The organism is Cellulomonas sp. NS3 (assembly GCF_024757985.1).
Lineage (GTDB): Bacteria > Actinomycetota > Actinomycetes > Actinomycetales > Cellulomonadaceae > Cellulomonas_A.
The window spans coordinates 4,430,435-4,446,140 of sequence record NZ_CP103289.1; the positions used below are offsets into that span (position 1 = coordinate 4,430,435).

Sequence of the window (15,706 nt, forward strand, 5' to 3'; positions counted from 1 at the left end):
TGCTGGTCAGCGCAGCGTGACCTGGCGGGCGACGAGCCCGGCGCGGGCGCGGCGCGCGTTCGCGTCGAGCGGCGCGGTGTCCGCGAGCGCGGCCTCGAAGCGGGGCGCGAACTCGGCGACGGGCTTCTCGAGCTCCTCGGCCTCCGTGCCGCGCGCGAGCTCCCAGACGGGCACGACGAGCCCGCTCGAGCGGAAGTAGCCGACGAACTTCGCGTCGTCGAACCCGGACTCGCGGCGCGCGTGCAGGCGGGCGAGCGCGTCGAGGACCTGCTGCTCGTCGTGCGGCTGGGCCCAGCGCAGGAACTCGCGCGAGCCGAGGCGCGCCCAGTACGCCGAGTCGACCGACGTGAGCCGGACCGTCTCGACGATCCCGGCGTCGGCCTCCTCGATCGCGCCCTGGAGGTCGGTCGTCATCTCGGTGTCCGGCGCGAGCCAGTAGGAGAAGCTCGGCTGGACGGTGACCTCGAACGGGACGCCCAGGTCGAGCACGTCCTGCAGGCGCGGGCCGGGGCCGGGCAGCCCGCCGGGCTGGACCGCGGTGCCGGGCTCGACCTCGATCGCGGCGAGCAGGTGCGCGGCGAGGTCGCGGCTCGCGTCGCCCGAGCCGCTCGTCGTCTGCAGCGCGAGCAGGATGACGCCGTCGGCGCGGTGCAGCGCGGGCCAGCCCATCGGCAGGACGGTCGTGACGAGCACCTCGCGCGAGCCGTGCTCGGCGGTCGTGCGGGCGGTCGCGGTCGCCGCGGGGACGACCTCCTTCAGCGCGACCCAGTCGGGCTCACCGGGGAGCCCCTCGAACGGGCGCAGCACGAACGGGACAGATGCAGAGGCCATGGCGCGAGCCTACCGACGCGCGACCGGGCCGGCCGCACGGCGGTCGGGCGCCGGCGGCCGTGCGCGTCACCGGACGACGGTCAGACCAGACCCTCCTCGACCGGCAGGTGCCGGATCGACTCGCTGCCGTGCCGCCGGTCCGCCTCCTTGCCGAGCCGGCTCGTCAGCAGGTGCACGAGCTTCTGCACCGCGCCCATGCACGCCTCCTCGGCCGAGGAGCCGTGGTTGGTCACGGACAGGTTCTTGTGCCCGGTGACCTGCGCGTCGAGCGTGCACCGGTGGTCGTTGCCGTCGGAGCTGCCCGACGCCTCGTCCGCCACGTGCACCTCGACCGTCATGACCCGGTCGCCGAAGCGCGCGAGCGACTGCTCGAGCGACTCCTCGACCCGGTCCTGCGCCCTGTCCTCCACGGTTTCGCCGTGCTTGCTCCGCCACTGGATGTCCATGCCTCCACGACACCGGCAGCGGCGGGTGCGCGCAACCGGACGCCCGTCCACCACGGCCCTCCCGCGGCCCGGCGCCGGACCGCGCGACGGGCGGTGACCGCCCCTGTGCCGGGCACTTCACCCGGTGGCAGGATCGGGGCATGGATCCCCGCGCAGGAACCCCGGCCCAGACCTCCGACCTCGTCGACGTCGACGCGCTGCTGACCGCGTACTACGACCGCGTGCCCGACCTCGACGACCCCGCGCAGCAGGTGGTGTTCGGCACGAGCGGGCACCGCGGGTCGAGCCTCGACGGCGCGTTCAACGAGGCGCACATCGTCGCGACGACCGCGGCCATCGTCGAGTACCGCCGCTCGCAGGGCACCGACGGCCCGCTGTTCATCGGCCGCGACACGCACGCGCTGTCCCGCCCGGCCCTGGAGAGCGCCGTCGAGGTGCTCGCCGCCGCGGGCGTCCAGGTCTACGTCGACGCGCGCGACTCCTACACGCCGACCCCGGCGGTCTCGCACGCGATCCTGCTGCACAACGGCGCGACGAGCACGGAGGGTGTCCGGACCGGCAACGGCGGGAGCTCGCAGGGCACGGGGCTCGCGGACGGGATCGTCGTGACCCCGTCGCACAACCCGCCGCGCGACGGGGGCTTCAAGTACAACCCCCCGCACGGCGGTCCCGCCGACTCGGACGCGACCGGCTGGATCGCGGCGCGCGCCAACGAGATCCTGCGCACCGGCGTCGGCCAGGTCGCGCGCACGCCCCTCGAGCGGGCGCTCAAGGCCGACACGACGCACACGCACGACTTCATGGCCGCGTACGTCGACGACCTCGCGAACGTCCTCGACCTCGACGCGATCCGCTCGGCCGGCGTGCGGATCGGCGCGGACCCGCTCGGTGGCGCGGCCGTCGAGTACTGGGGCGCGATCGGCGAGCGGTACGGGCTCGACCTCACGGTCGTGAACCCGCGCGTCGACCCGCAGTGGGCGTTCATGACGCTCGACTGGGACGCCAAGATCCGGATGGACTGCTCGTCGCCGTACGCGATGGCGTCGCTGGTCAACCGGATGACCGCCGCGGACGCCGGCACCGCGCCGTTCGACGTGGCGACCGGGAACGACGCGGACGCGGACCGCCACGGCATCGTGACGCCGGACGCCGGGCTGATGAACCCGAACCACTACCTCGCGGTGGCGATCCGCTACCTGTACTCGGGTGCGCGCCCGGGCTGGAACCCCGACGCGGCGATCGGCAAGACGCTCGTCTCGTCGTCGCTGATCGACCGGGTCGCCGCGTCGCTCGGCCGCCGCCTGCTCGAGGTCCCGGTGGGCTTCAAGTGGTTCGTGCCCGGTCTGCTCGACGGGTCGGTCGGGTTCGGCGGCGAGGAGTCCGCGGGGGCGTCGTTCCTGCGCCACGACGGCCGGGTGTGGACCACGGACAAGGACGGGCTGATCCTCGCTCTGCTCGCCTCCGAGATCATCGCCACGACCGGGAAGTCCCCGTCGCAGCACCACGCCGAGCTCGTCGGGGAGTTCGGGGAGTCCTGGTACGCGCGGGTCGACGCGCCCGCGACGCTCGAGCAGAAGGCCACGCTCGGCAGGCTGTCGCCCGAGCAGGTCACCGCGACGTCGCTCGCGGGCGAGGACATCACCGCGCGGCTCACCGCGGCGCCCGGCAACGGCGCGTCGATCGGCGGGCTCAAGGTGACGACCGAGAACGCGTGGTTCGCCGCGCGCCCGTCGGGCACCGAGAACGTCTACAAGATCTACGCCGAGTCGTTCCGCAGCCCCGAGCACCTCGCCGAGGTGCAGGTCGCGGCGAAGGACGTCGTGTCGGACGCGCTGGGCTGAGCCGGCCGCGCCCGGCGCCCCCGACGCCCCCGGTCCCCCTCGCCCGACGGCGGGGGCCGGGGCGTCGTCGTGCCCGGCCCCGGTGACGCCGAGGGGACCGGGTGGTGACCGGCGCGCGGGGCGGGTGCGTCAGCCCTCGCGGTGCGGGGGCTCCTGCACGAGGTCCGCGTACTCGGGGTGCCGCTCGACGTACTCGCGCACGAACGGGCACAGCGGCACGACCGGCACGCCCTCGCTGCGGGCCTGGTCGAGCGCGAACCGGGCGAGGCTCGAGCCGACGCCGTGACCGGCCGCCGCGTCCTCGACCTCGGTGTGCGTGATCACGAGCGCGCCGCCGCGGCGCTGGTAGCCGACGAGCCCGACGCGCGCACCCTCGGGGGTGTGCGCCTCGAAGCGGCTCTCCTTCGGGACGTCGGAGTAGGTCAGGTCGTCCGGGGTCAGGGTGCTCATGCGGACGATCTTGCGTCGCGCGGCCGCCGCGCGCCACGGCTGGCGGCCCACGTCCGGAGGTCCGTCCCCGTCGGCCCGCGCCCGGCGGCCCAGCGTCAGCACCACGTACGCGAGCCCTCCCGCGACGAGCCCCCAGAACGGGGACGCGACGGTCAGCACGGTGAGGCCCGAGGCGGTGACCGCGAGGGTCAGGAGCGCCGCCTCCGACGTCGGGCCGTCGCCCGAGAAGGAGTCCTTGGTCGCGCCGAGCAGCGCCCCCAGCAGCGCCGCCCCCGCGAGCGCTGCGACGAGGTCGCCCGGGATCGCGACGAACAGGGCGACGAGCCCGCTGCTCACGAGGCTCAGCGCGAGGTAGAACACGCCGCACCAGACGCCCGCGACGTAGCGCCGGCGCCGGTCGTGGTGCGCCTCGCGGCCCGTGCAGATGGCCGCGGTGATCGCCGCGAGGTTGATCCCGTGCGCCCCGAACGGCGCGAGAGCGGTCCACACGGCCGCGGTCGAGCCGACGAGCAGGCGGTCGTCCGGGTCGTAGCCGTCGTTGCGCAGCACCGTCAGCCCGGGCGCGTTCTGCGAGGCCATCGTGACGACGAGCAGCGGCAGCCCGACGCCCACGACCGCGCCGAGGTCGAACGTCGGCACGGTGAGGTGCGGGCCGTCGATCCGCAGCGTCACGTGCGGGTTCCCGAGCTCCCCGGTGAGGACCGCGAGGAGCACCCCGACGACGAGCCCACCCAGCACGGCGTACCGCGGCGCGACGCGACGCCCGACGAGGAACGCCGCGACGAGCCCGCCGGCGACGAGCGGGGACGCACCGACCGCGAGCGCCGCGGTGAGCACGAACGGCAGCAGGACCCCCGCGAGCATCGCCGAGAGCACCTGCCGGGGGACGAGCGCGAGGAGCCTGCCGAACAGCCCCGAGAAGCCGAGCACGGTCGCGACGACGCCCGCGACGAGGTACGCGCCGACGACGTCCGAGAACCGGTAGCCGCCGAGCGTGGTCACGAGCAGCGCCGCGCCGGGGGTCGACCACGCGGTGATCACCGGCTGCCGCGTCACCCAGCTGAGCACGAGGCACGTCAGGCCGCTGCCGAACGAGATCGCCCAGACCCACGACGTCGTCTCGGCGACGCTGAGCCCCGCGTCGTCGGCGGCCTGGAGCACGATGAGGAACGGCCCGGTGTAGGAGACGAGGACCGCGACGAAGCCCGCGACGACGGCGGAGACGGAGGTGTCGCGCAGGAGCGAGCGGCGGACCGGTGCGTCCGGGGTCGCGGGGACGGTGCCCGGGGTGGTGGGCGTCGGGGGCTCGGCGGCGGCCATCGCGTCAGTCAACCCGGCGGGCCGCACCGCCGCTCCCGACGTCCGCGATGAGGGCAGCGTCCTCCCGGGGGCGGCCGCCGGGGCGGGCAGTGCCGTCGGTGACGGTCCCGCCGTCCCCGGCGCGCGCAGCCACTCCCGACGTCTACCGCCCGTCGGGCGACGACGCCACAGTCGGCCGCAACCCGCGCGGCTCGACCGGTGCGGCCGGCGCCGTCGAGCCCGGCGGCACCGGGTACGGGGAGCCCGACGGCGACGGGGTCGGCATCGGGAACGACGGGCGGGGGTCGGGGTCGTTGCACGAGCTCAGCGTGTCGAGCGCGTCGGCGCTGCACGTGTCGTGGCCGTCGCCGCCGTCGAGCCGGTCGTTGCCCTCGACGCCGTCGGCGCCGCGCAGCGTGTCCTTCCCGCCGGCGCCGCGCAGCAGGTCCGCGCCGGGCCCACCGACGAGCGTCTCGTCCCACCGCGCGCCGGTCAGCAGGTCGTCGCCGTGCCCGCCGACGACCTCCTCGATGTCGGGCGACGCGCTCCACGGCGCCGGCACCCCGACCGCGTCGCCCTCGCCGGGCGCCCCGTCCCCGCCGACGCCGTCGAGGCTCACCGTGACGGGTCCCGTGCGCGCGCTGTAGTCGGCGACGTCCCACCCGCGGCCGCCGAGCAGCTGGTGCGCGCCGTCCGGCGCGGCGCCCGTGACGAACCGGTCGTCGCCCTGCCCGCCCTCCGAGCGGCCGCTGTCGGCGCCGGCGTCGAGCACGTCGGCGCCCCAGCCGCCCTGCAGCAGGTCGTGGCCGTCGCCGCCGAGCAGCACGTCGTCGCCCGCGCCGCCGATCAGGACGTCGTCGCCGCCGAGCCCGGACACCCGGTCGTCGCCCGCGCCCGCGCAGACCACGTCCGCGCCGGGGGTGCCGGTGAGGACGTCCGGGCCGTCGGTGCCGCGGAGCGTGCAGGGGTGACCCGGGGCGGTGTCGTACCGGAGGTAGTCCCAGGTCGAGCTGCCCTGGTGGGTCTCGAAGCCCAGGGCGACGGTGCCGGCCCCGCGTCCGGTCAGCGTGCGGTCGAGGACCGTGCGGCCGTCGACGGTGAGGCGCAGGTGCCGGCCGCGGGCCTCGAGGTGGTACCGGTGCCAGCGGTGCGTGCTGAGCGGGACGACCTCGCGGTCCTCGTACGGGTAGAGCAGGCACAGCTCGCCCTCGCCGAACCCGATCTGCACGAGGTCGGTCTGGTCACCCACCCACAGGAGCGTCGCGGGGGTCCCGGTCTGCTCGTCGAGGCAGCTCTTCGTCGCGTCGGCGCCCAGCCGCATACGGAACTCGACGTCCCAGCCGGTCAACCGGTTCGCCGAGCCGGTCCACTCCGCGGGCTCGGTGTACTCCAGCAGCATGACGAGCGTCTGCTCGCCGATCGTGATCGCGCCGCCGCGGGTCGAGACGACCGGGTCGCCGCCGAACCCGCGCACCTGCCACGGGGCGGTCGGCGTGCGCCGGAACTCCTCGCGCTGGACGTCGCCCGCCCAGGCCGGGCCGGGCGTCAGCAGCAGGGCGGCGAGCGCCGCGGCGGCGGTCAGGCCGAGCCGGGTCCGTCTCATCGTCGAGCTCCCCCCACGTGTCAGGTGGTGAGCACGGTAGGGGCCGCCGGCGCAGCGCGGCCCGGGTCGGCGCGTGCGAAAGGGTTCACGGGCGCGGCACCGCACGTCGGGGCAGCCGGGCCGTGACACCGACCACATGGTCGGATTCTTGGTGGGCGGCGTCGGACCCCGGTGCGACACTGGGAGGGTGCTCCGCCCCTACCGTGACATCCTGTCGCGGCCGGGCGCTCTGGCGTTCTCCGCGTCGGGTCTGCTCGCACGCCTCCCCATGTCGATGGCCGGGATCGGCATCGTCCTGCTGGTCGAGGCGCTGTACGACTCGTACGCGCTCGCCGGTCGCGTCTCGGCCGTCTACGTCCTGACCCAGGCCCTCTGCTCCCCGCGTCTCGCGCGGCTCGTCGACGGCCACGGCCAGGCCCGCGTCATGCGCCCGGCGATCGCCGTCGCGTCGATCGGGCTGGTCGGCCTGACCGTGGCCGCCGCCCTGCACGCCCCGACGCCCTGGCTGTACGCGACGGCGATCGTCGCGGGGGCCACGATCGGCTCGTTCGGCGCGTTCGTCCGCGCGCGCTGGAACCACCTCGTCCGGTCGCCGCGCGAGCTGCACTCGGCGTACTCGCTCGAGTCCGCGGCCGACGAGCTCGTCTTCATCGTCGGGCCCGTGCTCGCCACGACCCTCGCGGCCGGCGTCACGCCCACCGCGGCGCTCGTCGTCGCGGTCGCCGGGATGCTCGTCGGCGGCTACTGGTTCCTCGGGCTGCGCGCGACCGAGCCGCCGCCCAACCCGCCCGTCGTCGGCGCGCCGCGCACGCGCTCGGTGCTGCGCTCGGGCGGCATGGTCGTGCTCGCGATCGTGTTCGTCGGCATGGGCACCGTCTTCGGGGCGACCGACGTCGCGACCGTCGCGTTCGCCGAGGAGAACGGCCGCCCCGACCTCGCGGGCGTCGTGCTCGCGGTGTTCGCCGCCGGCTCCCTGATCTCGGGGCTGCTCTACGGCGCGCGGCACTGGGTCATGCCGCTGTGGAAGCGGTTCGCGCTCGGCATGGTCGCGCTCGGCATCGGGGCGTCGCTGTTCGTGCTCGTCACCTCGATGACGGTGCTCGCCGTCGTCATGTTCGTCGCGGGCTTCGCGATCGCGCCGACGATCATCAACGGCAACGGGCTCGTGCAGCACTTCGTCGCGCGGGAGCGGATCACGGAGGGTCTGACGATCGTCGGGACGACGCTCGGGGTGGGCGTGTCCGCCGGGGCGTCGCTCGCCGGGCTCGCCATCGACGCGAGCGGGTCGCACGGCGGGTTCCTCGTGGTCGTCGCCGGCGCGGGGCTGATGGTCGTCGCGACCGCCGTCTCGCTGCGCACGCTGCGCGCCGGCACCGCGGACCTCGGCACCGACGTGGACGCCGCGCTCACGCGCGAGGACGCCACGGGCTGACGCTGCGACACCCGTCCGGCCCCGCCCCCCGGACCCCACCCGCCGGCGCGGACGACAGCGCGCGGCTGCGCCGAACGGGTGCACCCGTCCCCCGCGCCGACTGTCTGTGACGCAACACACACCGCCGCTCCGGACCGCCCATCGACGGACGATTCCCGACCACTCGTACGGCATCTGTGCAGGTCAGCGCGTCACGACGCCGCCGGCGGCGCCCCGCCGCCGGCGGAGCAACGGACGTCACCGGGACGAGGGAGCCCGCGAGCGGCTCAAGCCCCCGGGGCGAAGCGGTCGATACGCACATGTCGACCGTCGCGCTGAGTGGAGATGTCCCATGTTCGTCCGCCTCCGGGCTGCCCTGACCGGCACCTCCACCTCCCCGCAGCGCCGCCTCGTGCGGCGCTCCCGGGTCGCCGTCGTCGTCATGAGCCTCGTGCTCGCGCCGCTGACCGTGCTCGGCGGCGCCTCCCCGGCGCAGGCCGCGCCGATCCGCGACTTCACGCCGGTCTTCTCCGCGAACACCAACGGGGAGATCCTCGTCGCGGCGAACACGCTCATGACGTGCAGCACCACGAGCGGCGCGACGGGCGCGGCCTCGTGCGCCGCGGCGCGTGCGGCGACGAGCGGCAGCTACAGCAACAACGACTACGCGATGCAGTACGTCGACGTCGACGCGAACGCCGCCACGTTCAACTCGTCGTCCGCGACGCTGACCCTCCCGGCGGGAGGCGGCGTCCTGTTCGCGGCGCTGGTCTGGGGCGGGCGCACGCGCGGCACCAGCGCCGTCGGGAACAACCCGTCGCTGCGCGGGCAGGCGCTCCTCACCGTCCCCGGCGGGACGGTGAGGACGGTGACGGCCCGCGCGGCCGACGTCGCGGTCGCCCCGACCGACCAGTGGGGCACCGCCTACCAGTCGTGGCTCGACGTCACCGACGTCGTCGCGGCCGCGGGCAGCGGGAGCTACACGCTCGCGAACGTGCAGTCCGCCGCGGGCGTCGACAACAACTACGCGGGCTGGTCGCTCGTCGTGGCCGTCGCCGACCCGTCCGCGCCGGCCCGCAACCTCACCGTCTTCACGGGCCTCGCGTCCGTCGCCAGCGGCGACCCGCTCCCCACGTTCACCGTCAGCGGCTTCCTCACGCCACCGAGCGGCCCCGTCCGCACGACCGTCGGCGCTGTGTCCTACGAGGGCGACATGGGCCTCACCGGCGACACCTTCACGCTCAACGGCACCCCGATCACGAACCCGCTGAACCCTGCCACCAACGTCTTCAACTCCACGGTGAGCGACCGCGGCGCCCAGGTGGGGACGCGCACCCCGGCGTACGCGAACCAGCTCGGCTTCGACGCCGACCTGTTCAGCGCCAACGGCGTCCTGCCGAACAGCGCCACGAGCGCGCGCATCTCGCTCACGACGTCGCAGGAGCAGTACTTCCCGGGCGTCGTGACGTTCTCGACCGAGCTGTACGACCCCAAGCTCCTCGGCACCAAGACCGTGGTCGACGACAACGGCGGGCAGGTCCTGCGCGACGACACCCTCACCTACACGGTGCCCGTGGAGAACATCGGCCTCGACACCGCGTCGGTCAGCCGCTTCTTCGACGCCATCCCGACCGGCACGTCCTACGTCCCCGGGTCGATCACGGTCGACGGCCGGCCGCTGACCGACGCCACGGGCGACGACCTCGCGGAGTACGTGCCCGCGGGCGCGCTCGGCCAGGGCCACGTCCTCGCCTACCTCGGTGCCGGGGCGACGCCGGCGCAGGGCGGGGCCATCCCCATGTCGACCGGGACGGCGCAGCACCTCGTGACGTTCCGGGTCCGGGTCGGCGCCGACGCGACCAACGGCCAGCGCCTCGTGAACGCGGCCGCGCTGAGCTACCGCGGGCACACGACCGAGGCGTCGTCCTCGTCGGCCACGAACGCGGTCCTGAGCCCCGTCGTCACGACCCCCGTCGCGGGCAACGCCCCGCCGACCGCCTCGTCGCACATCGTCACCCTGACCCCGGCCCCGGGGGCGCGCACGCTCGGCGTCGACGTGCTGGCCGGTGACACCGACCCGGACGGCGACGCGCTGGGGGTCGTCGGGGTGACCGACGCCTCGGGTGGCGAGCTCACGGTCGCCTCCGACGGCACGGTCACGTACGCGCCGCGCGACGACTTCGCCGGGCGCGACGTCTTCACCTACACGATCCAGGACACCGCCGGGAACCGCGCGACCGCCGTCGTGCAGGTCGAGGTCGTCAACACGGCACCCGACGCGGTCGACGACGCCGCGACCGTCCCCGCGTCCACCACGACCGCGGTCGCGGTGCTCGGCAACGACACGGACGCCAACGGCGACACGCTCGCCGTGCGGTCCGTGAGCCCGACGAGCACGCGCGGCGGCACCGTCGCCCTCGTCGGCGGCGAGGTGCGCTACACCCCGGCCGCCGGCTTCCGAGGGCTCGACTCGTTCACGTACGTGGTCGAGGACCCGCGCGGCGGCTCGGACACGGCGACCGTCAACCTCACCGTGACCAACAACGCCCCCGTGGCGAACCCCGACACGTACACGGTCGCGGCCGGGTCCAGCGCCGCGCTCGCGCTGACCACGAACGACACGGACGCCGACCGCGACGCCCTCACGGTCGCGCTCGTCACGGCCCCGAGCCACGGCACCGTCACGCTGAACGTCGGCGGCACGGGCACGTACACGCCCGTCGCCGGGTACACCGGGCCGGACTCCTTCCAGTACCGCGTGACCGACTCCCAGGGCGCGACGAGCGCACCGACGACCGTGCACGTCACCGTGAACGGCGCCCCGGTCGCGGTCGACGACACCGCGTCGACGACGACGGGTGCCGCGGTCGACGTCGAGGTCCTCGACGACGACACCGACCCGAACGCCGACGCGCTCGCGGTCACCGCGGTCACGCAGCCCGCGCACGGCGCGGCGGTCGTGCTGCCGGGCGGCCACGTCCGGTACACCCCGGCGACCGGCTTCGCGGGGACGGACACGTTCACCTACACCGTCTCCGACGGGACCCTCACCGACACCGCGACGGTCACCGTCACGGTCGCGAACGCGAACCCCGTCACCTCCCCCGACGCCACGGGCACCGCGACCGGGACCCCGGCGACCGGCGTCGTGGTCCTCGGCAACGACACCGACCCGAACATCCCCGGCACCGCGCAGACCCTGCGGGTCACGGGCGCGACCGCGGACAACGGCGCGACCGTCGTGGTGAACGCGGACAGCACGCTGACCGTCACCCCGGCCGCGCGGTTCGCCGGGGCGATCACCGTCACCTACACCGTCTCCGACGGTGCCGGGGGCACCGCCACGGGCACCCTGACCGTCACGGTCGACAACGCGACGCCGACCGCGGCGCCGGACGGCCCGGTCAGCACCCCGACGGGCACCTCCGTCCTCGTCGACGTGCTCGGCAACGACACCGACCCCAACGGCGACGCCCTGACGCTCGTGCCGGGCTCGCTCGGCACCCCGGTCGACGCGGGCGGCACGACGCGCGGCACGGTGCGGGTCGAGGACGGCCAGGTCCGCTACACGCCGCCGGCGGGCTTCAGCGGGACCGTGACGTTCGACTACACGGCGACCGACCCGGGCGGGAAGACGTCCACGTCGACCGTGACGGTCACCGTCGACAACGCGGCACCCGTCGCGGTCGACGACGCGGCGCCCGTCGTGGCCGGCGGGGTCCTCGAGCTCGACGTGCTCGCGAACGACACCGACGCCAACGGCACCGCGCTCACGGTCACCGCGGTGACGCAGCCGGCGCACGGCACCGTCGTGGTGCTGACGGACGGCCGGGTGCGCTACACGCCCGCGCCCGGGTTCGCGGGGACGGACACGTTCACCTACACGGCCGGCGACGGCGCGCTCGCGGACACCGCGACCGTCACGGTCACGGTCACCAACGCGGCCCCGGTGGCCGACGACGAGACCGCCACGACCCCGACCGGCACCCCGGTGACGGTCGACGTGCTCACGGGCGACACCGACCCCGACCTCCCCGGCACCACCCAGACCCTGCGGGTCACGGGCGCGACCGCGGACAACGGCGCGACCGCGGTGGTGAACCCGGACGGCACCGTCACGGTCACGCCGGCCCCCGGTTTTGCCGGGACCGTCACCGCCGTCTACACCGTCTCCGACGGCGCGGGCGGCACCGACACCGGCACCGTGACCGTCACGGTCGACAACGCGGCCCCGGTCGCGGACGACGACACCGCCACGACGCGCGCCGGGACCCCGGTCACCGTCGACGTGCTCACGGGCGACACCGACCCCAACATCCCCGGCACCACGCAGACCCTGCGGGTCACGGGCGCCACCGCGGACAACGGCGCGACCGCCGTGGTGAACCCGGACGGCACGCTGACGGTCACCCCGGCCCGCGGGTTCGCCGGGACCGTCACCGTGAGCTACACCGTCTCCGACGGCGCGGGCGGCACCGACACCGGGACGCTGACCGTCGCGGTCGACAACGCGGCGCCGGTCGCGGCCGACGACTCCACGGCGACGCCCTACGGCACGGCCGTCGAGGTCCGCCCCGTGGCGAACGACACCGACCCGGACGGCGACACCCTGGTGCTCGTGCCCGGCAGCGTCACGGCGCCCGTCGACGCGGGCGGCACGACGCGCGGCTCCGTCACGGTGGTCGGCGACGTCGTCACCTACGCGCCGCCGGCCGGGTTCAGCGGGCCGGTGACGTTCACCTACGAGGTCACCGACGGCACCGTGCGCCGGAGCGCGACGGTCACCGTGACCGTCAGCGCGGCAGCCCCGACGGCGAACCCGGACACGGCGACCGTCCGTGGCGACGAGCCGCTCCGGCTCGACGTCCTCGGCAACGACACCGACCCCGACGGCGGCACGCTGACGCTCGTCGCGGTGACGCAGCCGACGCACGGGACGGTGACGATCGTCGGCGACGAGGTGGTCTACATCCCGGAGCCCGGGTACGCCGGCACCGTGAGCTTCACGTACACGCTCAGCGACGGCCAGGGGGGCACGTCGACCGGCACGATCACGCTGGACGTGGCGGGGACGGTCCCGTCCGCCCCGGCGCCCGTCGCCCCGGTGGCCCCGGTCCCGACCGCACCCGCGCCGGTCACGACGCCGGGCGGCACGGCCTCGGGTGCGCTGCCCACGACCGGCGCCGAGCCGGGGCTGCTCGCGACGCTCGCGTCCCTGCTGCTCGCGGCGGGCGGTGTCCTCGTCGGGCTCACCCGCCGCCGGCGCCGCGGACGGCACGCGTAGCACGACGAGCACGGCGAGGGCCCCGGACCACCACGGTCCGGGTCCCTCGCCGTCGGGCGGCAGTCGCTAGGGTCGGCGGGTGCTCGACGAGACCGCGGACGTGCGCGACGACGCCGTCCCCCCGCAGACCCTCCGTGACCTCGGCCGCGTGCTCGCCCCGCTCGGCGCGCCCGCCCACGTGGCGCTCCTCACCGGGGGCACGTTCGCGACGACGTACCGCGTCACGCTGACCGACGGCACCCGCGTGGTCGTGAAGACCGCGCCGACCGGGACCGACCGGCTGCTGCGCTACGAGCACGACCTGATCCGGACCGAGGCCGAGGTCTACACCCTCGCCGCGGACCGGCCCGACCTGCTCATGCCGCGCGTGCTCCTCACGGACTTCTCCCGGACGGTGCTGCCGAGCGACGTCGTCGTCGTCAGCCACCTCGACGGGGTCCCGCTCGTCGACGTCGCCGCGCCGTCGGCCGCCGTGGGCGCGCGCGTCGACCACGAGCTCGGGGCGTTCATGGCACGGCTGCACACGGTGACCGGGGACCGCTTCGGGTACGTCGGTCCGGGGTCGGGGCTGACGGCGCCGACGTGGCCCGAGGCGTTCGGCCTCATGCTCGGCGCGCTGCTCGACGACGCGGCCCGCTGGAGGACGCCGGTGCCCGACGCGGAGGTCCGCGCCGCGCTGGCCCGGCACACCGACGCGCTCGCCGAGGTCACGACCCCGGTGCTCGTCCACGGCGACCTGTGGGCCGGCAACCTGTTCGTCGAGCCCGGGACCGGGGAGCTCGTCGGGGTCATCGACACCGAGCGCTCGCTGTGGGGCGACCCGCTCTACGAGCTCGTCGGTGCCGACCAGATGGGGGCGCGGACGGCGCCGCCGACGCTGCTCGCGGGATACGCCTCGGCCGGGGGCGCGTTCGCGCTCGACACCGCCGCGGGGCGGACGCGGCTGCAGCTCTACCGGCTGTACCTGAGCCTCGTTCTGCTCGTCGAGATCGCGCCGCGCGCCTACACGGGCGACTGGCTCGTGCCGCACCGGGCGACCGCGGAGCGGCTCGTGCGCGAGGCGCTCGACGTGCTGCTCGCGCGGGCTTGAGCGGGCGTCCCCGCCGCCGGGTCAGCCCGGCAGGTCGTCGAGCACGCTGAGGGCGTCGCGGACCTCGGCCATGATCGCGGTCATGGCGCGCTCCGCCTCGGCCGGGTCGCCGTCGTGCACCGCGCGCGCGACCGCCTCGTGGGCCTCGAGCGCCTCGGGGCGGACGATGTCCGGCATGAGCCCGTGCCGGGTCCGCCCCGCGAGCACCTCGGTCACGACGCCGGTCAGCGCGGCGAACATCTCGTTGCGGCTCGCGCGCAGCAGCAGCCCGTGGAACTCGACGTCGAGGTCGAGGAACACCTCGCGGGCGCCGTCCTCGCCGTGCGCGCGCATCCGGGCCGCGAGGTCGACGATCCGCTCCCGGTCCCGGTCGGTCGCGTAGCGCGCCGCGGCGCCGGCGGCGAGCGGCTCGACGGCGGCGCGCAGCTCCGTCAGCGAGCGCAGCTGGGCCTCCCGCTCGCTGCCCTGCAGGCGCCAGCGGATGACGCGCGGGTCGAAGACGTCCCACTCGACGACGGGCCGGACGACGAGCCCGACGCGCCGCTTGGACGTGACGAGCTGCATGGACTCCAGGAGGCGCATGGTCTCGCGCGCGACCGTGCGGGAGACGCCGAACCGTCGCTGGATCCGGTCGAGCGTGATGATCGCGCCGGGCTGGATGACGCCGCCGGTGATCTCCCGGCCCAGGGCGTCGAGCACCGAGCTGTGCAGCACCTCGGCGCCCACGCCCGATCACCTGCCCCTTCGCACGGTGCCGGCCGGGAGAAGATCCCGGTCCGGTGGGCCCTCGCGGCCCGGCGAGAGAGTACCGTGCACGCCCGACAACGCACATTGGTATCATCTTTCATGAACCGGCTGCGGGTGCGAGGATGACGCCAGGGCAGACGACGACGTCAAGGAGCACGCACGCATGAGTGAGATCCAGCACCTCGTGGTCATGGGGGTCTCCGGGTCCGGCAAGACGACGGTCGCCCGGATCCTCGCGGACCGCCTGGGCTGGCCGTTCGCCGAGGCGGACGACCACCACCCCGAGGCGAACGTCGCGAAGATGGCTGCCGGGACCCCGCTCACCGACGAGGACCGCTGGCCGTGGCTGCGGATCATGCGCGACTGGCTCAGCGAGCAGGCCGCCGCCGGCCGCTCGACCGTCATCACGTGCTCGGCGCTCAAGGTCGCCTACCGGGACGTGCTCCGCGAGGCCGAGGGCCGCGTGCGGTTCGTGCACCTCGCCGCCGCCCCCGAGGTCATCGGCGGCCGCCTCGAGCACCGCAGCGGGCACTTCATGCCCCCGTCGCTGCTGCCCTCGCAGCTCAGCACGCTCGAGCCGCTCGCCGAGCACGAGGACGGCGTGAGCATCGCCGTCGACGTCCCGCCCGACGAGGTCGCCGACACCGCCCTGCGCGGGCTGGGGCTCGACGCGCCCGCACGCACCTGACGCCGAGCCCTCGCGG

The 15,706-nt window shown here is 75.2% G+C and carries 10 protein-coding genes; 5 read left to right on the forward strand and 5 right to left on the reverse strand.

Features of this window, described 5'->3' with window-relative positions; translation table 11 throughout:
- Window positions 1-6 precede the first annotated feature (6 nt).
- Both NXY84_RS20055 and NXY84_RS20060 read right to left on the reverse strand, forming a co-directional pair.
- Window positions 7-831 (reverse strand): DUF5926 family protein, encoded by an 825-nt coding sequence (locus tag NXY84_RS20055; protein WP_258724782.1) that lies wholly within the window; start codon window positions 829-831, stop codon window positions 7-9.
- Window positions 832-911: 80 nt separating this feature from the next.
- Window positions 912-1,277 (reverse strand): HPF/RaiA family ribosome-associated protein, encoded by a 366-nt coding sequence (locus NXY84_RS20060; RefSeq protein WP_258724783.1) that lies wholly within the window; start codon window positions 1,275-1,277, stop codon window positions 912-914.
- Window positions 1,278-1,417: 140 nt separating this feature from the next.
- On the opposite strand from NXY84_RS20060, the gene pgm reads away from it, so the two are divergent.
- The gene (gene pgm / locus NXY84_RS20065) at window positions 1,418-3,118 is read left to right on the forward strand and encodes a phosphoglucomutase (alpha-D-glucose-1,6-bisphosphate-dependent) (protein ID WP_258724784.1); all 1,701 of its coding nucleotides are present in this window, start codon (window positions 1,418-1,420) and stop codon (window positions 3,116-3,118) included.
- 129 nt (window positions 3,119-3,247) lie between these two features.
- Here pgm and NXY84_RS20070 read toward each other — a convergent pair whose 3' ends face one another.
- Complete coding sequence (locus NXY84_RS20070; protein ID WP_258724785.1) at window positions 3,248-4,888, reverse strand: benzoate/H(+) symporter BenE family transporter; 1,641 nt, start codon at window positions 4,886-4,888, stop codon at window positions 3,248-3,250.
- A gap of 142 nt (window positions 4,889-5,030) precedes the next feature.
- Complete coding sequence (locus tag NXY84_RS20075; RefSeq protein WP_258724786.1) at window positions 5,031-6,470, reverse strand: hypothetical protein; 1,440 nt, start codon at window positions 6,468-6,470, stop codon at window positions 5,031-5,033.
- 187 nt (window positions 6,471-6,657) lie between these two features.
- Here NXY84_RS20075 and NXY84_RS20080 point away from each other — a divergent pair, with 187 nt between their 5' ends.
- The 3 genes from NXY84_RS20080 (at window position 6,658) to NXY84_RS20090 (ending at window position 14,255) form a co-directional block, all read left to right on the forward strand.
- Window positions 6,658-7,902, forward strand: coding sequence for an MFS transporter (locus NXY84_RS20080; protein ID WP_258724787.1), 1,245 nt, complete (start codon window positions 6,658-6,660; stop codon window positions 7,900-7,902).
- A gap of 331 nt (window positions 7,903-8,233) precedes the next feature.
- The gene (locus tag NXY84_RS20085; RefSeq protein WP_258724788.1) at window positions 8,234-13,165 is read left to right on the forward strand and encodes a beta strand repeat-containing protein; all 4,932 of its coding nucleotides are present in this window, start codon (window positions 8,234-8,236) and stop codon (window positions 13,163-13,165) included.
- A 79-nt stretch (window positions 13,166-13,244) separates the two neighbouring features.
- Entirely contained in the window at window positions 13,245-14,255 is a 1,011-nt protein-coding gene (locus NXY84_RS20090) for a phosphotransferase family protein (protein ID WP_258724789.1), read from the forward strand.
- Window positions 14,256-14,276: 21 nt separating this feature from the next.
- Here the strand turns inward: NXY84_RS20090 and NXY84_RS20095 are convergent, their stop codons facing one another.
- A complete protein-coding gene (locus NXY84_RS20095; RefSeq protein WP_258724790.1) occupies window positions 14,277-14,981 on the reverse strand; it encodes a FadR/GntR family transcriptional regulator in 705 nt (234 codons plus the stop codon).
- Between the two features lie 184 nt (window positions 14,982-15,165).
- Here NXY84_RS20095 and NXY84_RS20100 point away from each other — a divergent pair, with 184 nt between their 5' ends.
- Complete coding sequence (locus tag NXY84_RS20100) at window positions 15,166-15,690, forward strand: gluconokinase (RefSeq protein WP_258724791.1); 525 nt, start codon at window positions 15,166-15,168, stop codon at window positions 15,688-15,690.
- The last annotated feature ends 16 nt before the right edge of the window (window positions 15,691-15,706 follow it).